Raw genomic sequence first — 24035 nt, 5'->3', positions numbered from 1 at the left:
CCGGCGTTCCGCAGCACCGCCGAGCCGTACCCGCCCACGAGCGGCACCGCGCCCCCCGCCACGTGCGGTCGCCCCGGCTCGACCGGCCGCAACGCGGCAGGCGCTCGGAAGCCGGGGCCCGCGGCACCGGTCCCTGCTCCCTTCGGCCGCGCGCGCGGCCGAAGGGCTCCCGGCCCCCGCCGGCTCCGCGGAGGGCGCCCGGAGCCGGGCACGCCGCCCGCAGGCGGCGGGGGCGCGGCGCACACCCGCAGCACCGGCCCCGCCCCGACTCCGCCCCTGCACCGGCGCCCCCAGGCCGACCTCGCCGGAGGCGGCAGGGTCAGGCCTCCGTGAGCGTCGCCAGGAGGGCGTCGGCCGCCGCGTACGGGTCCAGCTCGCCCTCGGCGACCCGGGCGGCCAGCGCGCCCAGGTGCGCGTCCCCGTGGACGTCCGCCATCCGCGCCCGCAGCGCCGTGACGGCGATCGTCTCGACCTCCCGGGCGGCCCGCGCCGCCCGCCGCTCGGCGAGCACGCCCCGCTCGTCCATCCACGCCCGGTGCTTCTCCAGCGCCTCGACGACCTCGTCGATGCCCTGCCCGCGGGCGGCGACCGTCTTCACGATCGGCGGCCGCCAGTCGTTCCGGCCGCGCGCCTCGCCCAGCCCCAGCATGTGGTTCAGCTCCCGGGCGGTCGCGTCCGCACCGTCCCGGTCGGCCTTGTTGACCACGTAGACGTCGCCGATCTCCAGGATCCCCGCCTTCGCGGCCTGGATCCCGTCGCCCATCCCGGGAGCCAGCAGCACCACCGAGGTGTCCGCCTGCGAGGCGATCTCCACCTCCGACTGCCCCACCCCGACCGTCTCGACCAGGATCACGTCGCAGCCGGCGGCGTCCAGCACCCGGATCGCCTGCGGGGCGGCCCAGGCGAGCCCGCCGAGGTGGCCGCGGGTGGCCATGGAGCGGATGTAGACCCCCGGGTCCGAGGCGTGGTCCGACATCCGCACCCGGTCACCCAGCAGCGCCCCGCCCGAGAAGGGCGAGGACGGGTCGACGGCGAGGACGCCCACGCGCCTGCCGGCCCGCCGGTACGCGGACACCAGCGCCGAGGTCGACGTCGACTTGCCCACGCCCGGCGAGCCCGTCAGACCCACCACGTACGCCCCGCCCGTCAGCGGGGCCAGCGCGGCCATCACCTCGCGCAGCTGCGGGGACGCCCCCTCGACCAGCGAGATCAGCCGGGCCACCGCTCTCGGTCGGCCCTCCCGCGCCTGGGCCACCAGCTGGGGGACGTCCACCGCCGTCATACGTGCTGCGCTCCTCGGTTCTCGTACGGGATACGTGCGGGCCGCCGGGCCCGCGGACCAGCGGCCGCCGGGCCGGTTGCGGGCCCGGCGGCCGGGCCGCCTACTTGGCGACGCGGACGATCAGCGCGTCGCCCTGGCCGCCGCCACCGCACAGCGCGGCCGCGCCGACCCCGCCGCCGCGGCGCTTCAGCTCCAGCGCCAGGTGCAGCACCACGCGGGCGCCGGACATGCCGATCGGGTGGCCCAGGGCGATGGCGCCACCGTTGACGTTCACCTTTTCCGGGGTCACGCCCAGGTCCTTCATTGACTGCACGGCGACCGCGGCGAAGGCCTCGTTGATCTCGATGAGGTCCAGGTCGGAGACCTCCAGGCCCTCCTTCTTCAGGGCGTGCAGGATCGCGTTCGACGGCTGGGACTGGAGCGAGTTGTCCGGGCCGGCCACGTTGCCGTGAGCGCCGATCTCCGCGATCCACTCCAGGCCGAGCTCCTCGGCCTTCGCCCTGCTCATCACGACCACCGCCGCCGCACCGTCGCTGATCTGCGAGGACGTGCCCGCGGTGATCGTGCCGTCCTTGGCGAAGGCGGGACGCAGCCTGCCGAGCGACTCCACCGTCGTCTCGGGGCGGATGCCCTCGTCGGTGGAGAAGATCACGGGGTCGCCCTTGCGCTGCGGGATCTCGACCGGTGTGATCTCGGCCTCGAAGACCCCGTTCTTCCGGGCGGCGGCCGCGCGCTGGTGGGAGGCCGCGGCGAACTCGTCCTGCGGGGCGCGCTCGATACCCAGGCGGGTGTTGTGCTTCTCGGTGGACTCGCCCATCGCGATGTTCTCGAAGGCGTCGGTGAGGCCGTCGTAGGCCATCGCGTCCAGCATCTCGATCGCGCCGTACTTGTAGCCCTCGCGGGACTTCGGCAGCAGGTGCGGGGCGTTCGTCATCGACTCCTGCCCGCCCGCGACCACGATGTCGAACTCGCCGGCGCGGATCAGCTGGTCGGCCAGCGCGATCGCGTCCAGGCCCGAGAGGCACACCTTGTTGATGGTCAGGGCGGGCACGTTCATCGGGATGCCGGCCTTGACCGCCGCCTGGCGGGCGGGGATCTGGCCCGCGCCGGCCTGGAGCACCTGGCCCATGATCACGTACTGGACCTGGTCGCCGGAGATCCCGGCCCGCTCCAGCGCGGACTTGATGGCGAAGCCGCCGAGGTCGGCGCCCGAGAAGGACTTCAGCGAGCCGAGCAGCCGCCCCATGGGCGTGCGGGCCCCGGCGACGATCACGGAAGTGGTGTTGTTCGATCCGGACATGAGGCACAGCCCCTTGGATGAGGAGTGAACGAGGGTTTACGTGAATGTACTGGGCGGTACCGCAGCGGTCACCGGGCTGCCGGTGTGATCGCGCGCACGTTGCGTGACGACCCCCTTCGGGAGTGCACTGTCCCCATGCTGACAAGAATCGACCACATCGGGATCGCCTGCTTCGACCTGGACAGGACTGTCGAGTTCTACCGTGCCACGTACGGCTTCGAGGTGTTCCACACCGAGGTCAACGAGGAGCAGGGCGTCCGCGAGGCCATGTTGAAGATCAACGAAACCTCCGACGGCGGCGCCTCCTACATCCAGCTCCTCGAGCCCACCCGCGAGGACTCCGCCGTCGGCAAGTGGCTCGCCAAGAACGGCGAGGGCGTGCACCACATCGCCTTCGGCACCGAGGACGTCCTCGGCGACTCGGAGGCCATCCGCGGCAAGGGCGTCCGCGTGCTCTACGACCAGCCCCGCACCGGTTCGATGGGCTCCTCGATCACCTTCCTGCACCCCAAGGACTGCCACGGAGTCCTCACCGAACTGGTCACGTCGAACCCCGACCATTGATGGACCACTGATGGCCCGATTCCCCGGCCGGTAGAGTGGCCATGGCTCGGCCGGGGTTCGGTGCGGAGAGGGTCGGGGCCTGTGACCCCTGCCCCGGTATCTGACACCATTCCCCCGGGGGCGTCGTTCAGCGGGCGAGCGATGCTCATTGGGAGTGAGCTTGCGACCAGGGGACGGATGGGACCGCGCTGTGCGGGGCTACGAAAGCCAGGAGAGCCATCAGGCCGAGGCCGACCATCTCTCGCGCTTCGAGGCCGAGATGGAGCGGCTGAAGAAGGAGCGCGGGAAGGCCGTCCAGCACGCTGAGGACCTGGGATACCAGGTCGAGGTGCTGCGCGCCAAGCTCCACGAGGTACGCCGGGCCCTCGCGTCCCGTCCTGCCTACGACGGCGCGGACATGGGGTACCAGGCGGAGCAGTTGCTCCGCAACGCCCAGATCCAGGCCGACCAGATGCGCTCCGACGCCGAGCGCGAGCTGCGCGACGCGCGGGCGCAGACCCAGCGCATCCTCCAGGAGCACGCCGAGCACCAGGCCCGCCTGCAGGCCGAGCTGCACAGCGAGGCCGTCAACCGCCGCCAGCGGCTGGACCAGGAGCTCAACGAGCGCCGCCAGACCGTCGAGGCGCACGTCAACGAAAACGTGGCGTGGGCGGAGCAGCTGCGCGCCCGCACGGAGGCCCAGGCGCGCCGCCTCATGGAGGAGTCCCGCGCCGAGGCCGAGCAGGCCCTGAACGCGGCACGCGCCGAGGCGGCCCGGGTCGCCGAGGAGACCCGGCGCCGGATGGCCGCCGACGCCGAGGCCGCCCGCGCGGAGGCCGAATCCACGCTGCTGCGCGCCCGCAAGGAGGCCGAGCGACTGCTGACGGCCGCCTCCGCCCAGGCGCAGGAGGCCACCCAGCACGCCGAGCGGCTGCGTTCCACCACCTCCGCCGAGGCCGAGCAGACCCGGCAGCAGACCCTCGACCTCGGCCGGATCGCCGAATCCCGCATGCAGGAGGCCGAGTCCGCGCTCCGCGAGGCCCGCGCCGAGGCCGAGAAGGTCCTCGCGGAGGCCAAGGAGAGCGCCTCGCGCCAGCTCGCCTCGGCGGAGTCCGTCAACGAGCAGCGCACCCGCACCGCCAAGGAGCAGGTCGCCCGGCTGGTCGGCGAGGCCACCAAGGAGGCCGAACTCCTCAAGGCCGAGGCCGAGCAGGCCTTGGCCGACGCCCGCGCCGACGCCGAACGTCAGCGCACCGAGGCCGGCGAGCAGGCCCGTACGGCCGCGGCCGAGGACATGGCCGCGCAGCTGGCGAAGGCCGCCCGCACGGCGGAGGACGTGCTGAACAAGGCCTCGGAGGACGCCCGGGCCACCACCCGGGCCGCGTCCGAGGAGGCCGAGCGGATCCGGCGCGAGGCCCAGGCCGAGGCCGACCGGTTGCGGCTGCAGGCCGCGGCGACGGCGGACGAGCTCAAGGGCGCCGCGAAGGACGACACCGAGGAGTACCGGGCCCGCACGGTCGAGCTCCAGGAGGAGGCCCGCCGGCTGCGCGGAGAGGCCGAGCAGCTGCGCGCGGAGGCCGTCGCCGAGGGCGAGCGGATCCGCGGCGAGGCCCGCCGCGAGGCGGTCCAGCAGATCGAGGAGGCGGCCAAGACCGCCGAGGAACTGCTCGGCAAGGCCAAGTCCGACGCCGACGAGCTGCGCGCCGGGGCGACCACCGAGAGCGAGCGGGTCCGCGCCGAGGCCGTCGAGCGGGCCGGCACCCTGCGCAGGCAGGCCGAGGAGACCCTGGAGCGCACCCGCGCCGAGGCCGAGCGGCTGCGCGCCGAGGCCGAGGAGCAGGCCGAGTCGGTCCGCGCCGAGGCGGACGCGGCGGCCCTCGCGCGGCGCGAGGAGACCGAGCAGGCGCTGGCCGCGAAGCGGGCGGAGGCCGACGAGGAGCTCGTACGCCTCCACACGGAGGCCGAGAGCCGGCTGACCACGGCCGAGCAGACGCTGCGCGACGCCCGTGCCGCGGCGGAGAACATCCGCCGCGAGACGACCGAGGAGAACGACCGGCTGCGCGCCGAGTCGGCGGAGCGCATCCGCACGCTGCAGACGCAGTCCGAGGCGGAGGCAGACCAGCTGCGCACCGAGGCGGCGCAGGACGCCGGCCGGGTGCGCGCGGAGGCCGAGCAGGTCGCCGTACGGCTGCGGGGCGAGGCCGAGGCAGAGGCGGAGCGCGTGCGCTCCGAGGCCCAGGAGACCGCGGACCGGCTGCGTGCGGAGGCGAAGGCAGCCGCCGAGCGGGTCGCCGAGGAGGCCGCCGAGGCGCTGGCCGCCGCGCAGGAGGAGGCCTCCCGGCGCCGCCGGGAGTCCGAGGAGACCCTGGCCTCGGCCCGGACCGACGCCGAGCAGGAGCGGGCGCAGGCCCGCGAGCAGAGCGAGGAGCTGCTGGCCGCGGCCCGCCGCCGCTCGGAGGAGGCGCAGGCCGAGGCGGCCCGCCTGACCGAGGAGGCCGAGGCCCGCGCGTCCGAGCTGGTGTCGGCGGCCGAGGCCACCGCCCAGCAGGTACGCGACTCCGTGGCGGGGCTGCACGAGCAGGCCGAGGAGGAGATCTCCGGGCTGCGCAGCGCTGCCGAGCATGTGGCGGAGCGCACGAAGGCGGAGGCCGAGGAAGAGGCGGCCCGGGTCCGCGCCGACGCCTACGCGGAGCGGGAGCGGGCCGCCGAGGACGCGGGCCGCATCCGCACCGAGGCGCGCGCCGAGACGGACGCGGCGAAGGCCCTCGCGGAGCGGACCGTCGGCGAGGCGATCGCCGAGGCCGAGCAGCTGCGCGCCGACACGGCCGAGTACGCGCAGCGGCTGCGCACCGAGGCCACGGACGCGCTGGCCGCGTCGGAGCGCGACGCCGCCCGTACCCGGGCCGACGCCCGCGACGACGCCAACCGCATCCGCGGCGAGGCGGCGGAGTCCTTGGAGGCATCGCGCGCCGAGGCAGCCCGGATCACGGCCGAGGCTTCGGCCGAGGCCGAGCGGATCACCGCGGAGACCGTCGCGGCGAACGCGGCCGCGGTCGCCGGCGCCGAGGCGGAGGCGGAGCGGATCACCACCGAGGCGGCGGAGGCCGCCGAGGCCACCCGCATCGAGGCCGCGGCGACGCTGGACGAGGCCCGTGCCGAGGGCAACCGGCTGCGGAGCGAGGCCGCCGAGCAGGTCGACCGGCTCATCACCGAGGCGTCCGCGGAGGCGGACCGCCTCATCGAGGAGACCCGCGCCGCGAACGCGGCCACCGTCGGCGAGGCGGCGAAGGAGGCCGAGCGCCTCACCACCCAGGCGGCACGGCTGAAGTCGCAGGCGGCCGAGACGCTGGCGAGCGCCGAGCGGGACGCCGCGAAGATCATGGTCGACTCGCGTGCCGAGGGCGACCGGCTCATCGACGAGACCCGTGTGGCCAACGAGGCCATGGTCGGCGAGGCCGCGGCCGAGGCCGAGCGGTTGCGCGCCGACGCGGCCCGGGTCCTGGACGACGCCCGCGCGGAGGGCGGCCGGATCATCGGCGAGGCCACCTCGGAGGCGGACCGCGTCACGGCCGCGGCGGGCGAGACCCTGGCCGGCGCCGAGCGCGACGCCGAGCAGGCACTGGACGAGGCGCGCGCCGAGGCGAACCGGCTGCGCACCGAAGCGGCCGAGCAGGCGGACCGGCTCATCGCCGAGGCGGCGGCCGAGGCGGCCAAGCTCACCGAGCAGACCCGCAAGGACAACGAGCGCACAATCGGCGAGGCGGCGTCCGAGGCGGAGCGGCTGCGCGCCGACGCCTCGGAGGCGCTGTCCTCGGCGCAGGAGCACGCGGCCCGCACCCGGTCGGAGGCCGAGCGGGTCAAGGCGGAGGCCGCCACCGCGGCGGAGCGCACCCGCGCGGAGGCCCGTACGGAGTCCGAGCGACTGCTGGACGAGGCACGCGAGGAGGCGAACAAGCGCCGCAGCGAGGCGGCGGAGCAGGTCGACCGGCTCATCACCGAGGCGGCGGCGGAAGCCGACAAGCTCACCGTCGAGGCGCAGAAGCAGGCCCTCGCCGCCACCACGGCGGCCGAGGAGCAGGCCGACGCCATGGTCGACGCGGCCCGAAAGGAGGCGGCGCGGATCACCTCGGAGGCGACCGTCGAGGGCAACTCCCTGGTGGAGAAGGCCCGTACGGACGCCAACGAGCTGCTGGTGGGCGCGCGTACGGACGCCGCTGCCATAAGGGAGCGGGCGGAGGAGCTGCGGGGCCGCGTCGAGAGCGAGGTCGAGGAGCTCCACGAGCGGGCCCGCCGGGAGTCGGCCGAGCAGATGAAGTCGGCCGGTGAGCGTGTGGACAAACTGGTGCGCGCGGCGACCGAGCAGAGCGTCGAGGCCGAGGCGAAGGCCAAGGAGCTGCTTTCGGACGCGAGCAGCGAGGCGAGCAAGGTGCGCATCGCCGCGGTCCGCAAGGCGGAGGCGCTGCTCAAGGAGGCCGAGCAGAAGAAGGCCGAGCTGGCCCGGAAGGCCGAGAGCGCCCTGGCGGAGGCCAAGGCGGAGGCCGAGCGCCTCGTCGAGGAGGGCCGCCGCGAGCTGGAGGTCCTGGTCCGTCGGCGGCAGGACATTCAGGGGGAGATCTCCCGTGTCCAGGACGTTCTTGAGGCGTTGGAATCATTCGAGGCGCCTTCGGGTGGCGGGAAGCCCACGGTCGGCGGCCAGGGCCCGGGGGGCGCCAAGGCCGGAGTGTCCGCAGGTTCCACTCGTTCGGGTGGCAAGTCGTCGGAGGGGTAGCCAAGCGGTCCGGGTTGTGCGCACCTGATGGAGGTTCAGGCGAACGGGTGACAAGCATTCCGCCGCCTTGCCACTCAAAAGGGGTGTCATTGTCCAGATCAAACGCGGATTGACTCGATGACACGCCGCCTGGGCGCCTAGGATTCCCCTTAACACCTCACGTAGCACCTCATCGGTCTCATTCGACAGGAACCCCATGAGCGACACTTCCTCCCCCTTCGGCTTCGAGCTCGTGCGGCGTGGTTATGACCGCGGTCAGGTGGACGACCGCATTACCAAGCTGGTCTCCGACCGCGACAGCGCCCTTGGACGTATCAACTCTCTGGAAAAGCGGATCGAGGAGCTGCACCTCGAGACGCAGAACGCCCAGGCCCAGGTGAACGACGCGGAGCCGTCGTACGCGGGTCTCGGCGCCCGGGTCGAGAAGATCCTGCGGCTGGCCGAGGAGGAGGCGAAGGACCTGCGCGAGGAGGCCCGTCGCGCGGCCGAGCAGCACCGTGAGCTCGCCGAGTCGGCTGCCCAGCAGGTGCGCAACGACGCCGAGTCGTTCGCGGCCGACCGCAAGTCGAAGGCGGAGGACGAGGGCGTCCGCATCGTCGAGAAGGCCAAGGGCGACGCCGCCACCCTGCGCGCCGAGGCCCAGAAGGACGCGGCCTCCAAGCGCGAGGAGGCCGACGCCCTGTTCGAGGAGACCCGGGCCAAGGCCGCCCAGGCCGCCGCGGACTTCGAGACCAACCTGGCCAAGCGCCGCGAGCAGTCCGAGCGCGACCTGGCCTCCCGGCAGGCGAAGGCCGAGAAGCGCCTCGCGGAGATCGAGCACCGCGCCGAGCAGCTGCGCCTGGAGGCCGAGAAGCTGCGTACCGACGCCGAGCGCCGCGCCCGCCAGACCGTGGAGACCGCGCAGCGCCAGGCAGAGGACATCGTGGCCGACGCGAATGCCAAGGCCGACCGCATCCGCAGCGAGTCCGAGCGCGAGCTGGCGGCGCTCACCAACCGCCGTGACTCGATCAACGCGCAGCTGACCAACGTCCGCGAGATGCTGGCGACGCTCACCGGTGCGGCCGTGGCCGCGGCCAACCCGATCGTGGACGACGAGCCGGTCACCCGCGGCGTGCCGGCGCAGCAGAGCCGCTGACCACGGGGCATGACCCGCAGGTAGTCATTGAGCCTGATCGAGGGCCCTATGTCACCCGTTTGAGGTGGCGTAGGGCCCTCGGGCGTTCTAGCGTGGCCGCATGATCGAGCTCGATGGCCTCACCAAGCGATTCGGTGCGAAGACAGCGGTCGACAACCTCACCTTCCAGGTCAAACCGGGGTTGGTGACCGGCTTCCTCGGCCCCAACGGGGCCGGCAAGTCCACGACGATGCGTATGATGCTCGACCTCGACAACCCGACCAGCGGTGCGGTCAGGATCTACGGCAAGCGCTACCGGGAGCTCCGGGAACCGCTGAAGCACGTCGGGGCGCTGCTGGACGCGAAGGCCGTGCACGGCGGCCGCACCGCCTACAACAACCTTCTCTGCCTGGCCCAGTCGAACGGCATCCCCGAGCAGCGGGTGGCCGAAGTGCTGGACCTCGTCGGACTGACGCCCGCGGCACGGAAGAAGTCCAAAGGATTTTCGCTGGGCATGGGCCAACGGCTGGGAATCGCCGCCGCTTTGCTGGGTGATCCGCAGATCCTCATGTTCGACGAACCGGTCAACGGTCTGGATCCCGAGGGAATTCTCTGGATCCGCAATCTGATGAAGGGCCTGGCGGCGGAGGGGCGCACGATCTTCGTGTCCTCCCACTTGATGAGTGAAATGGCCCTGACTGCGGACCATTTGATCGTCATCGGTCAGGGAAGGCTACTGGCCGATACCTCTATGGCTGATTTCATTCACCAGAACTCCCGCAGTTACGTCCGCCTGCGCTCGCCGCAGGTGGAGCAGCTCAAGGACGTCCTGCACGAGGCCGGGATCGACGCCGTCGCAGTCCCCGCCACCGGCGCGCTGGAGGTCGACGGCGTAGGCGCGGAGCAGCTCGGCGAGCTTGCCGCCCGGCACCGGATCGTGCTGCACGAACTCAGCCCGCAACGGGCTTCACTGGAGGAAGCGTTCATGCGCATGACGGCGGACTCCGTCGAGTACCACTCCCACGCACCGGGCGCATCCGGCGCACCCGGCGCGGCCGACAACCCGGCCCGGCCGGCCGACGTGCCCGCCTGGGGCGCCTCCGTCGACTCCACGCGCAAGGGCGGGCGGTGACCATGGCCTTCTCCGCCGTCCTCACGTCCGAGTGGACCAAGATCCGCACCGTCGCCTCCACCAGCTGGACGCTCGCCACCGCGCTTCTGGTGACCGTCGCCATGGGCGCCGGCCTGTGCGCCGTGGTCAACGCGACCTTCGATTCCATGCCGGAGGCGCAGCAGATCGCCTTCGACCCCACCCAGATGAGCTTCTCGGGGATGCTTTTCGGCCAGGTGGCGGTGCTCATCTTCGGGGCCATGGTGGTAGGCAGCGAATACAGCACCGGCATGATCCGCAGTTCCCTTGCCGCCGTGCCCGTCCGCGGCTCCCTGCTGCTGGGAAAGCTCACCGTGGCGACCGCCCTCGCGCTGGTGGTCGGCCTCGCGACCGGATTCCTGTCCTTCTTCCTCGGTCAGGCCCTCCTCGGCGAGCACCGCACCACGCTCGGCGAGGAGAACGTCCTGCGCGCGGTGATCGGCGTCGGCCTGTACATGGCACTGCTCGCGGTGTTCGCCATGGGTGTGTCGATGATGCTGCGCAACTCCGCCGCCGCGATCTCGATCCTGATCAGCTTCGTCCTGATCCTGCCCATCGTCCTCAGCCTGGTCGACGCCACTCGCAAGATCGCCTACTACCTGCCGAACCAGGCCGGCTCCGCGATCATGCAGACCGTGTCCTCCCCCGCCGGCCCCTCGGACGCGCCCTACGGCCCGTGGGGCGGTCTGGGGATCATGGTCCTGTGGGTGGCCGCCGCGGTCCTCGGGGGCTACGTCGTCCTCAGCAAGAAGGACGCCTGACCGCCGGCCCCCTCCGGAAGGACTACGGGTCATGCCAGGGTCGGCGTCGGGGACAGGTCAGGGATCCGGCCGGGGACGGAACCGTAGGATCCTCGCTATCCTCTTAACCCTTACACGGGCGAGAGTCGTCCCGGCCTGGTAAGGGGCAGCAAGATGATCGAGGCAGTCGGCCTGACCAAGCGCTACGGCGCCAAGACCGCCGTCGACCAGTTGTCCTTCCAGGTCAAGCCGGGTCACGTGACGGGATTCCTGGGGCCCAACGGCTCCGGGAAGTCCACGACCATGCGCATGATCCTCGGCCTGGACCGGCCCACTTCCGGTCATGTCACGATCAACGGCTTCCCCTTCCGGGAGCTGCCGAACGCCCAGCGGCACGTCGGGGCCCTCCTCGACGCCAAGGCCGTGCACGGCGGCCGGCGGGCCCGTACCCACCTGCTGTCCATCGCCCAGCTCTCGGGGATCCCGGAGAAGCGGGTGGACGAGGTGCTGGCCGTCGTCGGCCTCCAGGACGCCGCCCGGCAGCGCACGAAGGGCTTCTCGCTCGGCATGGGGCAGCGCCTCGGCATCGCCACCGCGCTGCTCGGCGACCCCCAGGTGCTTTTGTTCGACGAGCCGGTCAACGGGCTCGACCCGGAGGGCATCCTCTGGGTCCGCAACCTCATGCGCCGGCTCGCCGCCGAGGGCCGCACCGTCTTCGTCTCCTCGCACCTCATGAGCGAGATGGCGCTGACCGCCGACCACCTGATCGTCATCGGCCGCGGACGGCTGCTGGCCGACATGGGTACGCAGGAGTTCATCGCGCACAACTCGGCCGGATTCGCTCGGGTGCGTGCGGCCGACACCAATCCCGATGGCCGGGACGCGTTGGGTACGGCCCTCACCCGGGCGGGCGGCCGGGTCCTCCAGGAGCCCGACGGAGCACTGCGCGTGACCGGCCTGGAGCTGCCGCGCATCTCCGATCTCGCGCACGCGGCCGGCGTACGGCTGTGGGAGCTGTCCCCGCACCGGGCCTCGCTGGAGGAGGCGTACATGCGGATGACGCAGTCCGCCGTCGAGTACACCTCCACCGAGGACCCGCGGGCCGAGCTGTGGGAGCAGGACCCGCTGGCCCTCCCGGCCTGGGAGGACGAGCAGGCGGCCCCCGAGGTCCCGCGCGCGGGCTTCTTCGCCCCGCCGCCGCCCGGAGCGGGCGGGAGCCCCTTCCTGATGCCCAGCAATCCCGGCGAGCTCGCGAGCACCGCCAAGGACTCCCCCGAGGACACCCGATGACCCCGACGACCACGACGCCGGACCAGCCGCGGAGCTACAGCTCTCCGCTGCCCTCGCCGCGGCCGCACCTGGGGCACGCCCTCGCCTCGGAGTGGACCAAGCTGATCTCGATCCGGTCCACCCTGTGGACGCTGGGCGCGCTCGTGCTGACCGTGGTCGGCGCCGGGATGCTCTTCGTCTCGCAGACCTCGGACCGGGACTACGAGTCCATCTCCTTCACCACGCCCGCCCTCTTCGGCCTGATGGTCGGCCAGGTCGCCGTGATGGTGCTCGGTGTGCTGACCATCTCCTCCGAGCACGCCACCGGACTGGTGCGGACCACGTTCACCGCCGCCCCGGACCGCTTCCGTGTCCTCACCGCAAAGTACCTCGTCTTCAGCATCACGGCCTTCGTCGCCACCTCGCTGTCCGTCTTCGTGGTCGGGATCGCCGCCTCCCTCGCCCACGGAGGGGCCGCCGCCGGTCCGCACACGGCCGACGAGTGGATGGGCGCCGCGGCCGGCTGCCTCTACGTCACCCTGCTCGGCGTGCTCGCCCTCGCGATCGGCGCCCTGGTGCGGCATTCGGCGGGCGCGATCGCCGTCATGCTCGGCGTGGTCACGCTGCCGCCGGTGCTGGGTGCCATGCTCATCGTCTGGGAGGCCGTGGCCCCCATCGGGCGGGAGATCCTCCAGCGCAACGTGCCGGTCGCGCTGAGCCAGCTGTTCGGCATGAAGGAGGGCGGCGACTTGGGCGCGGCGCCGAGCAACCTCTCGAACGTGCTGATCATCTTGCTGATCACGGGCGCGACCGTGGCCGCCTCGTACGTGATGGTCGGCCGCCGGGACGTCTGACGGAGCCCCGCCCGGGATCAGTACCTCGGCGCGTTGCGGGACCGCTGCACCTTCGTGGTGCGGCGGTCCTTCGCGTTCCAGCAGGCCTTGTGCCAGTGCCGCCGGTCGTCCACGCCGCCGTACTCGGGCCAGGCCACCAGGTGCGGGGTGCCGGAGGGGATCTCCTGGTCGCAGCCGGGGCAGCGGTAGCGCTTGCCCGCCGCGCTCGCGCCCGCGACGTGTCTGACCTTCCAGACCTCGCCCTGGTACTCCTCGGTGCGCTCCAGCCCGAAGCGGTCCAGGCCGATACCGGGGCGGTCGTCCGGGTTCTCGCCGCCCCTCGGGCGGTTGTTGCGCGGTGCCACGTATACCTCACGGATGGGCCGACGGCATGACTTTCTTCCAGACTACGCGCAGCGAGGCCGGGTACCCGCAGGGTGTCCACGGGGGGCGGGCCGACGGACCGGCACTGGCCCGACAATCCCAATAACTTTCGTGTCAGCCCGTGCCTTTGGCACGTGTCAGACGTTGTTGCCATAGGAAGAACCGGTCCACCTGGGGGAGGCCGCGTCAGCCGCGAGGAGGATGAAGGCGATGCGCGTAGGAGCGTTTGTACTGGCGGCCCAGTTCCCGGGCCAGGGACAGGGCGAGGCACTGCACCGGGCGGTGCGGACCGCGGAGGTGGCGGAGGAGGCCGGGCTCGACTCGGTCTGGCTGGCCGAGCACCATTTCGTCCCGTACGGGGTCTGCCCGTCGGCGGTGACCCTGGCGGGCCTGCTGCTGGGCCGGACCCGCCGGTTGCGGGTGGGCACGGCGGTGAGCGTACTGCCGAGCACGCACCCGGTCGCCCTCGGGGAGCAGGCGGCACTGCTGCACGTGGCCTCGGGCGGCCGTTTCACCCTGGGGGTGGGGCGCGGCGGGCCGTGGGTGGACCTGGAGGTCTTCGGAGGCGGCCTGGACGCCTACGAGAGGGGCTTCCCGGAGTCACTGGACCTGCTGCGGCGGTGGCTCACCGAGCCACGGGTGGGCGCCGCCGGCGAGCGGTACGCCTTCCGCGAGGTGGCGGTCGTACCGCGGCCGTCGGAGGCGCTGGACGGGGACGGGTCGGGCCCGGAGGTGATCGTGGCCTGCACCTCGCCGTCGTCGGTGCGGATGGCGGCGCAGCGGGGGCTGCCGATGCTGCTGGGCATGCACTGCGGGGACGACAACAAGGCCGAGATGGTCGCGCTGTGGCGCACCACGGCGCTGGCGGCGGGCCACTCCCCCGAACACGTCGCGGCGGCCGGGCACGTCTCCGCCGGGGTGTGCCAGATCGCGGACAGCACCGCCGACGCGCGGGAGACGCTGCTGAAGTCCATGCCGGGCTGGCTCAGGCTGGGCCTGGACGCGCACGTGACCGTGGACGGCCGCGTGCGCGCGATGCGTGATCCCGTCGCCTACACGGAACTGCTGTGCGACCTGCACCCGGTGGGCACCCCGGAGCTGGCGGCGGACCGCCTGGCGGCCACCTCCGCGCGCACGGGCATCACGCGCTTCGCCCTCCTGACGGAGGGCTCCGGCGACCTCGCCGCGACGGAGGAGAACGTACGACGGCTCGGCGTCGAAGTCCTGCCCCGTCTCGGCGGAGATCTACCGGCGTCGGCCCTGCTCAGCAGTCCCGCAGTTCCGGCGACTGGTTGAGCAGCTGGCCGCGGATCGAAGTGAACTTGGCCAGCCGGTCGTCCACCGAGGGATCCAGCGGGAAGACCGCCACCCGGTGGCAGTTCTGGAATGCCAGGCGCACTCCGAAGTGCCGCTGCAGCGCACCGCGTATCGCGTCACTCGCGAGTGCGCGCAGCAGCTGCCCACGCGCCTGCTCGTCGGGCGGCGGCGTCTGGTTGTCGGCGAACTGTCCGCCGTCCACCTTCAGCTGGGCCACCAGCGAGCTGATCATCTCCCATGCATAGGGCAGGGAGGTCCGGACGCAGTCGACGAAAGCGGCTTCGTCGACCTCGCCTCGCTCGGCCTGTTCGAGTAGGGCCGGTGAGACGTCGAGCGACATGGGTTCTCCTCTCGCGACCCCGGCTGACTGGTTGCCGGAGTCTTACGGGCAGGGAAGGAGATCGCGACGCAGAGTGCACGCTCGACGACCTCCCGCTCACCACCGTAGGCGCCCACTGGGTGACGCACCAGGAGAATGCGCATACAACGCGCCATCGGCGAACGGGGCTTTCAGGGGCGAATCGCGTGGAGGGCCGTAGGTCGAGTAGCGTTGCCGACCATGCGTCTCGTGATTGCCCGCTGCTCCGTCGACTATGCGGGCCGGCTCACCGCCCACCTGCCCTCGGCACCCCGTCTGATCCTCGTGAAGGCCGACGGCAGTGTCTCGATCCACGCGGACGACCGGGCGTACAAACCGCTCAACTGGATGTCGCCGCCGTGCACCCTCAAAGAGGGGAGCGGGGACGACGCCGGTGTGTGGACGGTCGTCAACAAGGCGGGCGAGAAGCTCATCATCACCATGGAAGAAGTGCTCCACGACTCCTCCCACGAGCTCGGCACCGACCCGGGGCTCATCAAGGACGGGGTCGAGGCGCACCTCCAGGAGCTGCTCGCCGACCGCATCGAAACGCTGGGCGAGGGCTACACCCTGATCCGGCGCGAGTACATGACGGCGATCGGCCCGGTGGACATCCTGTGCCGGGACGCCTCGGGCGCGACGGTGGCCGTGGAGATCAAGCGGCGCGGCGAGATCGACGGCGTTGAGCAGCTGACCCGCTACCTGGAGCTGCTCAACCGCGATCCGCACCTGGCCCCGGTCCGGGGCGTGTTCGCGGCGCAGGAGATCAAGCCGCAGGCGAAGGTGCTGGCGACGGACCGCGGGATGGACTGCGTGGTCCTCGACTACAACGCCCTGCGCGGCATCGAGGACGACAAGCTCCGGCTGTTCTGATCCCGCTGGAAACGAAACGGCTCCGTCCGCGAGGACGGAGCCGTCGGCGTTTCAGGGGGTGGCGACCGGCGAGGTGGCGGTGGCCGTGCCCGTTCCCGTGCCGGTGTCCGTAGGGGACGGCGCGGCGGTCTCCGTCGGCTCCTGGGTCGGCGCCTGGGAGGTCGTCGGGGCCGAGGAGGACGTGGGCGCCTGGGAGTTCGAGGGCGTCGTGGAGGGGCGCCGGGACGGGGTACGGCCGGGCGTGCGGCCGGGGGTCGGTGCGGCGCTCGCGCCCGGCGCCGGGGCCGTGGACCCCTGTGAGGGGGCCGATGCCGGCTGCTCCGGTGCAGGATCGCTCCCTCCGGTCTCCTGGACCGTCGAGGGCGTCCTGGAGGCTTCCGGGGTCGAGGAGACGGCGGGTCCCTGCGCGGGCGGCTCGCTGTCCGAGGAGCTCATCGCGAAGCTGACGACGGTGCCGAGCGCCACCGCCGCCAGCGCTCCCGCGGCGGCCAGCAGCACCAGCTTGCGGCGGCCCGCGTCCCGGACGGGCGGCGCGGCCGGAACCGGGGCCGCCGGGGCGGGCGCGTCCTGCTTCGGCGACAGCGGGAAGGCGTCCTCGAACACGGCCGACAGGGTCGTGGGCGGCTCGGGGCTCCGGTTCACCGGCACGACGGGGGTCATCCGCGTGACCGCCTCGGTGGACACCGGACCCGGGGGAACGGCGGCAGCGGCGGGGTCCGCAGGCGCCCCGGCGGGGAGGGCCGGAGCCGGCCGGGCGGCTGGGGAAGGCCGGGTGCCCCCCGTCGCCCGGGCTGACGGGGCCGTCCGGGCGGCGGAGGTCCTGCCGGCGGCAGGGGTGGCCACCGTCGTCGGCTCGGCGGCGGGAGTCGCCACCGTCAGGGCCTCCGAGGCCGTCGCGGGCGCTTCCAGGCGCAGCGGCGGCGACGCCGCCGCCCCCGCGACCTCACGGTCCACCACCAGCGCCAGAGCCCGCCGGCCGGCCACCGTGCCGCGCTTGTCCGCCAGCGCGCCCCGCAGTCCGATCGAGGTCTCCAGCTCGGCGCGGGCCCGGTCGAGCCGCCCCTCGCACAGGGCGAGCACGCCGAGCTCGTGGTGGAAGTACGCCTGCTCGGCGACCTCTCCCGCCTTGCGCGCGGCTTCCGCCCCCGAGCGCAGCACCCGCTCCCAGGCCTCCCAGTGCAGCGAGGCGGCAAAGGCGGGGGCGGCCGTACGCGCCAGCACCGCCGCGGCGACGACGTCAGCGCCGGCCAGCGCCGCCAGCACGGCGTCCGCCTCCGCCGCCACCCGCTCCGGGACCACCGAGGCGTGCCCGGTCCACCACGCATAATGCCGGGCGGCCGTACGGGCCTCCTCGGACGCGGTGTCCCCATAGCCGACGTCCTCGAGCTGGCGGGCGACGCCGGCGGCCAGCCGGTAGCGGGTCCCGACGGGCGTCAGCAGCCCGCAGGCCAGCAGTTCGGCCACCGCAGTGTCGGCGTGGGTGTCCCCCACGAGCGCCGGCAGGTGGGCGTGGTGCGGAAGTTCGCCGCCCAGCGCGCATGCGATCCGCAGGGCGGCCCGCGCCGATTCGCTGGCCCGCGAAGCCAGCAGCTCGGCCGGGGCCGCGCCTTCGGCGAGCGTCGGCAGCGGCACCACGCCGCTGTCGCGCGGGCGCTCCTCGAAGACGCCCGGCTCCTCCTCGTCGTCGTCCTCGTCGCCGTGGTTGAGCTCGTCGCGCTGCCGCAGCATCGCGGCGGCCTGCACGAAGCGCAGCGGCAGTCCCTCGGAGGCGAAGCTCAGGTCGCCCGCCCAGGCGGCTTCCTCGTCCGTCAGCGGGCGTCCCACGCCCGCTTCCAGCAGGGCCGCGCAGTCGGCCTTGCCGAGGCCGGTGAGGCAGACCTCTTCGATGTGGGAGTCGTCGGAGGGGGCCTTGGTGTCGGGGGTGGCCGCGAGCAGGTAGGCGCATTCGGGGGTGGCGCGCAGCAGCTCGTCGAGCGCGCTCCCGCCCATCTCCAGGTCATCGAGGAGGACGACGGCCCCGATGTCGCGCACGCGGGCGAGGAGCTCGTCGCGTTCGGGGCGTTCCCTCGGGGCGTCGTACACGGTCGCGTAGAGCGCGTGGAGCAGTTCTCCGGGCTGCTGGTGCCCGTGGCCGCTGAGCCGTACGACACCGTCGGGGGCGACGGACGCGCACTGGGCGGCGACCGCGTCGAGCAGCGCGCTGCGGCCGGACCCGGACGGCCCGGTCAGGCGGACGGAGCGGCCGCGGCCCAGGAGCCGGACGAGCCGCTCCAGCTCCTCGTCCCGTGCGAGCAGGGGCCGGGCGGGTATCGGGGGCCCCGGCAGTACGGGCGGGCGCGCCGCGGCGTCCCGGGCAGCGCGGCCGGCGGCGTCGCGCTTGGCGGGGCGGGCGCGTTCGGTGCCCGGCCGCAGCGGTTCGATCTCGCTGCCGTCGACGGGGTTGACGGTCAGGGTGAAGTCGCCGGCGGTCAGGGTGACGACCCGCGCAGGCCCTGCGGGCCCGGGCGGCGCCGCCCCGGGGAAGGCGGGCGCGGAGGCGGGGGCGGGCGACGCGGGGCCGCCCGCGGCCTGCTCGTCCCGCTCGCTCTGCCCTTGTGTACGGTCCATGACCCAGTCCCCCGATCGCGGGCCGCGCGCCTCGCCGTCGTACCGCCCGGCCGTCGCGCACCCGCTGTCGCCACTGGTCCGGTTTCCGCCCGAACCCTAGACGGTGGCCGGTCGTGCGGGAAACCGCAGGGGCTCGATCACCACCGGACCGTTACTTTCCGCAGGAAATGCAAAGGTCAGCGGCTTGCGGATCAGACCCGGGGAAGGGACTCGGCTTCCAGGCCGCCCTCGATCGCGAGGATCCGGTGCAGCCGGGTGGCGACGAGCAGCCGCTGCATCTGCGGCGGCACCCCCCGCAGGACGAGACGTCGTCCGGTCCGGCCGGCCCTGCGGTGCGCGCCCATGATCACGCCGAGGCCGGTCGCGTCCCAGGAGTCGAGCCCGGTGAGGTCGAGCACGAGGTCGCCGTGGCCGTCGTCGAGGGCGGTGTGGAGGGCCGTACGGGCGTCCGCCGCGCTGCGCACGTCGAGGCGGCCCCCGACAGCGAGTTCGGCGTGGTCGCCCCTGATGTGCATGTGTACTCCCGGCAGTACTGCGTACGTATGGCAACTGGTCCGTGGTCGGCAACTCTCACTGCAACTGACTGCCGCGCGGGCAGGGAAGTTGCCGACCGTGAGCGAACCGATACCTAATTCACCCTGACGGGTGAAGGCATTCGAACGATGGCGCTCAGTGGGTGGATCGTTCTCAGTGCTTGTAGAAGCCCTGGCCGCTCTTGCGGCCGATGTCCCCGGCGTCCACCATGCGGCGCATGAGCTCCGGCGGCGCGAACTTCTCGTCCTGGGACTCGGTGTAGATGTTGCTGGTGGCGTGCAGCAGGATGTCGACGCCCGTGAGGTCCGCGGTGGCCAGCGGGCCCATCGCGTGACCGAAGCCCAGCTTGCAGGCGATGTCGATGTCCTCGGCCGAGGCGACGCCCGATTCGTACAGCTTGGCGGCCTCGACGACCAGCGCGGAGATCAGACGGGTCGTCACGAAGCCGGCGACGTCGCGGTTGACGACGATGCAGGTCTTGCCGACGGACTCGGCGAACGCACGGGTGGTGGCGAGGGTCTCGTCGCTCGTCTTGTAGCCGCGGACCAGCTCGCACAGCTGCATCATCGGGACGGGCGAGAAGAAGTGCGCACCGACGACCCGCTCCGGACGCTCCGTCACGGCCGCGATCTTGGTGATCGGGATGGCGGAGGTGTTGGAGGCCAGGACGGCGTCCTCACGCACGATCTTGTCGAGGGCGCGGAAGATCTCGTGCTTGATCTCGATCTTCTCGAAGGCCGCTTCCACCACGATGTCGACGTCGGCGACCGCGTCCAGGTCGGTGGTCGTCGTGATGCGGGCGAGCGCCGCCTCGGCGTCCTCGGCCGTCAGCTTGCCCTTGGAGACGAACTTGTCGTACGAGGCCTTTATCCCGTCCGTGCCCCGGGTCAGCGCGGCGTCGGTGACATCGCGCAGCACGACGTCCCATCCCGCCTGCGCGGAGACCTGAGCGATCCCGGAACCCATGAGTCCCGCACCGATGACGGCGAGCTTCCCAGCCACTGCACACCCCTCGTTGTTCTCAAATACGGCACGGCTTCACAGCCACTCCGGCGGAGACTAGCGTCCGGGGGGTGCGGTGTGACCGCGAAGTAACACGCGTCACGTCTCAGATGACGGACATCACACCGGTACGGCCCAGCAGCCCTGCGCCGCCGTCCAGTTCATGTGACGCGGGTCGCGGCGTACCGCCCGGCCAGTGCGCGCAGCCGTCGCAGTTCCCTGCGCGCGGCGCCCGGGCGGCCGAGTTCGACGGCCATGGCGCCGCGGCCGGCGAGGTAGTGCGCGTCCGCCCTGGCCTGCGCGTCCGCTTCCGGCAGCGCGCAGATCTCCCGTTGCAGGAAGCGGAGCTGCTGCAGGAGGTCGCGGGCCGTCGGCACGTGGGGCGCCTGCGGCCCGTGCTTCGCGCGCAGCTCGTCCTTCGCGTAGTCCCAGACCCGTGCGTCGTGCTCTGCGGCACCCGGTTCGGCCGGGTGGTGGGGGTGTCCGGCCCATCGGGCGGCGTGCTCGCGCAGGCGGTCGACGTGGTCGAGGGCCTCCCCCAGACGCCCGGCGGCCACGGCCGCCCGCCCGGCCGCGGCGCATTCGGCCGGTTCGGCGAGATGGTCCGGGCCCGGCGCGTGCCGGGTGGCGAGGAAGCCCGCCAGGAGGTCGATCTGCTGGGCGGCCTCGGCCAACCGCCACAGGTAGTACGTCTCGGTCACGCAGCCCCTCTCCGGCTCCGGGGGCTCCGGCGGCCCCGACGGACCGTACGCGAGTGGCGGCGACCGCGCCCGGAATTTCCCCTGCGGGCCCGTCTACCCTGGCCGCATGGTGAACCTCACGCGCATCTACACCCGTACCGGCGACAAGGGCACGACCGCCCTGGGCGACATGAGCCGCACGGCCAAGACCGACCTGCGGATCTCCGCGTACGCCGACGCGAACGAGGCCAACGCGGCCATCGGGACGGCCATCGCGCTGGGCGCCCTCCCCGCCGAGGTCGTGAAGGTCCTGGTGCGGGTGCAGAACGACCTGTTCGACGTGGGCGCGGACCTGTGCACGCCGGTGGTCGAGAACCCGGAGTACCCGCCGCTGCGCGTGGAGCAGTTCTACGTCGACAAGCTGGAGGGCGACTGCGATCTCTTCCTGGAGCAGGTGGAGAAGCTGCGCAGCTTCATCCTGCCCGGCGGCGCTCCCGGTGCGGCCCTGCTGCACCAGGCCTGCACGGTGGTCCGGCGTGCCGAGCGGTCGACGTGGGCGGCGCTGGAGGTCCACGGCGAGACGATGAACCCGCTCACCGCGACCTACCTCAACCGCCTCTCCGACCTCCTGTTCATCCTGGCCCGGGTGGCCAACAAGGAGGTCGGGGACGTGCTGTGGGTGCCGGGCGGCGAGCGGTAGGCGGGTCAGCGCTCGGAGCGGGCCGGCGAGGGCTGCTCCTCGAAGGCACCCGCGGGCGCCTTCGGCGGCCACACCGTGTAGCAGACGGCGACGAGCGCGTGGATGACGACCGCCCGCAGGGCGCCGGACTGCCACGCCCGCAGCGAGCTGATGTCGCCCGCGTCGCCCACGTACCAGATCGCCGCCTGGAGCAGGCCGACGCCGACGGCGGCGGCGAGGACGGTCCGGGTCCACAGCTTCCACTCGTGCGCGACCCGGGCCTTCCCGTAGCCGGCACCGGCCGGCTTGGGGCCTCCGGCCAGCCGGTGGGCGGCGTGCCCGTCGAGCCACTTGATCGTGTAGTGGCCGTAGGCGACGGTGTAGCCGATGTAGAGGGCGGCCACGCCGTGCTTCCAGTCCGGCTCGGCGCCGTTCTTCAGGTCGATCGTGGTGACGACGAGCAGGACCAGCTCCATCAGCGGCTCGCACAGCAGGACCGCGGCGCCCAGCCGGGGCATCTTCGCGAGGTAGCGCAGGGCCAGCCCCGCCGCCAGCAGGACCCAGAAGCCGATCTCACAGGCGATGATCAGCGCGACGATCACGGGACTCTCCGTCCGCTCGGGTTGGTCGTTCCCCTCAAGGCTCCCGTCCGCCGCCGCCCGATTCGTCGTCGCGGATGACCATGTGCGTCTGCACCCTTCGATGTACCCGGACCTCGGCCGCTCCGCCGAGGTGCGGGGCACGTACACCCTGTTGGATGGGACCGTGACCGAGAAGAGCCTGCGCCCCCACCGTGACGACGTCCTCCTCGCGGTGGTCAGCGTGGCCGCGGGCCTGGTGTTCTGGTCGCTCGGCGTCTACAGCAGCCCCGGGCGCGGTCCGCTGCCTGCCTGGGCCGCTCTGGTGCCCCTCGTGGTGCTCGGCACGATGGAGCTGCTGCGCCGCACCGCCCCGCGGGTGACCCTGGCCGTCGGCACGCTGGGGGTGATCGCCGACCAGTTCACCGTCGGCAGCCTCGCCACCGTCGTGATCTTCACCGACCTGATGTACGCCGCCGTCGTGTACGGAAAACCGGCCATGGCCCGGCGGCTCCCGGTGACCACCGGCTTGATCACCGTCGTCGTCACGATCGCCTCGGTGGCCTGGCTGCGCACCCCGCAGGCGCTGCTGATCGGCGCGATCACCGGCATCGTGAGCTTCGCCCCCGCTTTGACCGGAGCCACCCTGCGCAACCACCGCGAGGCCGCCGAGGCAGCCCGGCTGCGCGCCGAGCAGACGGCGCTGCTGGCCGAAATGGACCGTAGCCAGGCCGTGGCCGCCGAGCGCGCCCGGATGGCCCGGGAGTTGCACGACATGGTGGCCAACCACCTCTCGGCGATCGCCATCCACTCGACCGCCGCGCTCTCCATCGACACGGCCGCGACCAGCCGCGACGCGCTCGGTGTGATCCGCGAGAACAGCGTGCAGGGGCTTGCCGAGATGCGCCGCCTGATCGGGCTGCTGCGGGACGCCGGGGGCGGCCAGGAGGCGGTCGCGGTGCCCTCGCTGGACGGGCTCGACGCCCTGATCGGGCAGGCGGGGACCAACGGCTCGGCGAGCGGGCTGACCTTCGTCCTGCACGACGACCGGCCGCCCGGGGAGCCCGCGGCGGCCCCCGTGGAGCTGGCCGCGTACCGGATCGTCCAGGAGTCCCTGACCAACGCCCTCAAGCACGCGGCGCCCGGCACGGTGACCGTACGCGTGGCGCACGAGGACGGACTGCTGAGCGTGGTGGTGGACTCCCCCTACGGCGACCGCCCCGGGCCGCGGGCACCGGGTTCGGGCGCCGGGCTGATCGGTATGAGGGAGCGGACGGAACTGCTGGGCGGGAAGTTCACGGCGGGCAGGGCCGGCAGCGTGTGGCAGGTGCGGGCGATCCTGCCCGCCGAGGAGAAGGCGGTGGAGATGTGACCATCCGGGTGGTGGTGGCCGAGGACCAGGCCGCGGTGCGGGCCGGGCTGGTGCTCATCCTGCGCAGTGCGGGCGACATCGAGGTGGCGGGCGAGGCGGCCGACGGGGAGGAGGCGGTGCGCCTGGCCCGGGAGCTGCGGCCGGATCTCGTCCTCATGGACGTGCAGATGCCCCGGCTCGACGGGGTGTCCGCGACCCGCCTGGTGGTCGAGGAGGGTCTGGCCGACGTGCTGGTGCTGACCACGTTCGACCTCGACGAGTACGTCTTCGGGGCGCTGCGGGCGGGGGCCTGCGGCTTCCTGCTGAAGAACGCGGACGCGGCGGAGCTGATCGAGGCGGTGCGGACCGTCGCGCGCGGGGAGGGCCTGATCGCCCCGGCGGTCACCAGGCGGCTGATCGCGGAGTTCGCGGCGCCGCGTCCGGCACGGAGCGGTCCTGCGCCGGAGCGGGAGGCGGCGGTCGCCTCTCTCACCCCCCGGGAGCGGGAGGTGCTGGGCGCGCTGGGCGAAGGGCTGTCGAACGCAGAGATCGCCGAGCGCCTGGGTATGGCGGAGGCGACGGCCAAGACGCACGTCAGCCGCCTGCTCGGCAAGCTGGAGCTGCGCAGTCGTCTCCAAGCGGCAGTGTTGGCGCAGGAGTTGGGCATCTGACG

21 protein-coding genes are annotated in these 24035 nt (G+C 72.9%); 12 read left to right on the top strand and 9 right to left on the bottom strand.

All coding sequences use genetic code 11. From position 1 onward, the window contains the following. Nucleotides 1-319: 319 nt before the first annotated feature. Nucleotides 320-1282 (bottom strand): methylmalonyl Co-A mutase-associated GTPase MeaB, encoded by a 963-nt coding sequence (gene meaB, locus ACZ6JS_RS02205; protein ID WP_469295188.1) that lies wholly within the window; start codon nt 1280-1282, stop codon nt 320-322. 100 nt (nt 1283-1382) lie between these two features. Next, complete coding sequence (locus ACZ6JS_RS02200) at nt 1383-2582, bottom strand: acetyl-CoA C-acetyltransferase (RefSeq protein WP_469295187.1); 1200 nt, start codon at nt 2580-2582, stop codon at nt 1383-1385. A gap of 135 nt (nt 2583-2717) precedes the next feature. Between ACZ6JS_RS02200 and mce the strand changes: the two genes are divergently transcribed. The 7 genes from mce to ACZ6JS_RS02165 all read left to right on the top strand — a co-directional run bounded on the left by mce (nt 2718) and on the right by ACZ6JS_RS02165 (nt 13020). Further along, nucleotides 2718-3146 carry a methylmalonyl-CoA epimerase gene (gene mce, locus ACZ6JS_RS02195; RefSeq protein WP_469295186.1) on the top strand — a complete coding sequence of 143 codons (429 nt, stop codon included), beginning with the start codon at nt 2718-2720 and terminating at the stop codon, nt 3144-3146. A 190-nt stretch (nt 3147-3336) separates the two neighbouring features. Next, nucleotides 3337-7893: a polarized growth protein Scy gene (scy, locus tag ACZ6JS_RS02190; protein WP_469295185.1), complete on the top strand. Its 4557-nt coding sequence runs from the start codon at nt 3337-3339 to the stop codon at nt 7891-7893. A gap of 196 nt (nt 7894-8089) precedes the next feature. Then, a complete protein-coding gene (locus ACZ6JS_RS02185; protein ID WP_030660359.1) occupies nt 8090-9028 on the top strand; it encodes a coiled-coil domain-containing protein in 939 nt (312 codons plus the stop codon). A 100-nt stretch (nt 9029-9128) separates the two neighbouring features. Further along, nucleotides 9129-10139, top strand: a complete 1011-nt coding sequence (locus tag ACZ6JS_RS02180) for an ABC transporter ATP-binding protein (RefSeq protein WP_469295184.1) — start codon at nt 9129-9131, stop codon at nt 10137-10139. Nucleotides 10140-10141: 2 nt separating this feature from the next. After that, a complete protein-coding gene (locus tag ACZ6JS_RS02175; RefSeq protein WP_469295539.1) occupies nt 10142-10918 on the top strand; it encodes an ABC transporter permease in 777 nt (258 codons plus the stop codon). Between the two features lie 153 nt (nt 10919-11071). Beyond that, entirely contained in the window at nt 11072-12187 is a 1116-nt protein-coding gene (locus ACZ6JS_RS02170) for an ABC transporter ATP-binding protein (protein WP_469295182.1), read from the top strand. After that, the gene (locus ACZ6JS_RS02165; protein ID WP_469295181.1) at nt 12184-13020 is read left to right on the top strand and encodes an ABC transporter permease; all 837 of its coding nucleotides are present in this window, start codon (nt 12184-12186) and stop codon (nt 13018-13020) included. Before ACZ6JS_RS02170 ends, ACZ6JS_RS02165 begins: the two co-directional genes overlap by 4 nt. Before the next feature lie 17 nt (nt 13021-13037). Here the strand turns inward: ACZ6JS_RS02165 and ACZ6JS_RS02160 are convergent, their stop codons facing one another. Further along, the gene (locus ACZ6JS_RS02160) at nt 13038-13364 is read right to left on the bottom strand and encodes an ATP/GTP-binding protein (protein ID WP_469295180.1); all 327 of its coding nucleotides are present in this window, start codon (nt 13362-13364) and stop codon (nt 13038-13040) included. Between the two features lie 229 nt (nt 13365-13593). Here ACZ6JS_RS02160 and ACZ6JS_RS02155 point away from each other — a divergent pair, with 229 nt between their 5' ends. Continuing rightward, a complete protein-coding gene (locus tag ACZ6JS_RS02155) occupies nt 13594-14679 on the top strand; it encodes an LLM class flavin-dependent oxidoreductase (protein ID WP_469295179.1) in 1086 nt (361 codons plus the stop codon). Here ACZ6JS_RS02155 and ACZ6JS_RS02150 read toward each other — a convergent pair. After that, the gene (locus ACZ6JS_RS02150) at nt 14648-15040 is read right to left on the bottom strand and encodes an SCO5389 family protein (protein ID WP_030660337.1); all 393 of its coding nucleotides are present in this window, start codon (nt 15038-15040) and stop codon (nt 14648-14650) included. The two genes, ACZ6JS_RS02155 and ACZ6JS_RS02150, sit on opposite strands and share 32 nt — an antisense overlap. A gap of 219 nt (nt 15041-15259) precedes the next feature. Here ACZ6JS_RS02150 and nucS point away from each other — a divergent pair, with 219 nt between their 5' ends. Next, nucleotides 15260-15931, top strand: coding sequence for an endonuclease NucS (gene nucS, locus ACZ6JS_RS02145; protein ID WP_031148292.1), 672 nt, complete (start codon nt 15260-15262; stop codon nt 15929-15931). A 51-nt stretch (nt 15932-15982) separates the two neighbouring features. Here nucS and ACZ6JS_RS02140 read toward each other — a convergent pair whose 3' ends face one another. The 4 genes from ACZ6JS_RS02140 to ACZ6JS_RS02125 form a co-directional block, all read right to left on the bottom strand. Further along, a complete protein-coding gene (locus tag ACZ6JS_RS02140) occupies nt 15983-18538 on the bottom strand; it encodes an ATP-binding protein (protein ID WP_469295177.1) in 2556 nt (851 codons plus the stop codon). Nucleotides 18539-18729: 191 nt separating this feature from the next. After that, complete coding sequence (locus ACZ6JS_RS02135) at nt 18730-19053, bottom strand: STAS domain-containing protein (protein WP_030153791.1); 324 nt, start codon at nt 19051-19053, stop codon at nt 18730-18732. 172 nt (nt 19054-19225) lie between these two features. Continuing rightward, complete coding sequence (locus ACZ6JS_RS02130; RefSeq protein ID WP_037927951.1) at nt 19226-20074, bottom strand: 3-hydroxyacyl-CoA dehydrogenase family protein; 849 nt, start codon at nt 20072-20074, stop codon at nt 19226-19228. 161 nt (nt 20075-20235) lie between these two features. After that, nucleotides 20236-20775, bottom strand: a complete 540-nt coding sequence (locus ACZ6JS_RS02125; protein ID WP_469295175.1) for a hypothetical protein — start codon at nt 20773-20775, stop codon at nt 20236-20238. Between the two features lie 106 nt (nt 20776-20881). Between ACZ6JS_RS02125 and ACZ6JS_RS02120 the strand changes: the two genes are divergently transcribed. After that, on the top strand, nt 20882-21454 hold the full coding sequence (locus ACZ6JS_RS02120; RefSeq protein ID WP_469295174.1) for a cob(I)yrinic acid a,c-diamide adenosyltransferase: 573 nt from the start codon (nt 20882-20884) through the stop codon (nt 21452-21454). A 5-nt stretch (nt 21455-21459) separates the two neighbouring features. On the opposite strand, the gene ACZ6JS_RS02115 is transcribed toward ACZ6JS_RS02120, so the two are convergent. Next, on the bottom strand, nt 21460-22035 hold the full coding sequence (locus tag ACZ6JS_RS02115; protein WP_469295173.1) for a hypothetical protein: 576 nt from the start codon (nt 22033-22035) through the stop codon (nt 21460-21462). A 163-nt stretch (nt 22036-22198) separates the two neighbouring features. On the opposite strand from ACZ6JS_RS02115, the gene ACZ6JS_RS02110 reads away from it, so the two are divergent. Beyond that, nucleotides 22199-23383: a sensor histidine kinase gene (locus ACZ6JS_RS02110; protein ID WP_469295172.1), complete on the top strand. Its 1185-nt coding sequence runs from the start codon at nt 22199-22201 to the stop codon at nt 23381-23383. After that, nucleotides 23380-24033 (top strand): response regulator, encoded by a 654-nt coding sequence (locus tag ACZ6JS_RS02105; RefSeq protein WP_469295171.1) that lies wholly within the window; start codon nt 23380-23382, stop codon nt 24031-24033. The genes ACZ6JS_RS02110 and ACZ6JS_RS02105 overlap by 4 nt, the downstream gene beginning before the upstream one ends. The last annotated feature ends 2 nt before the right edge of the window (nt 24034-24035 follow it).

The organism is Streptomyces sp. NPDC046349 (assembly GCF_055587885.1).
Note: the sequence above shows the minus strand (reverse complement) of the source record. Positions and strands in the feature narration are given on the sequence as shown.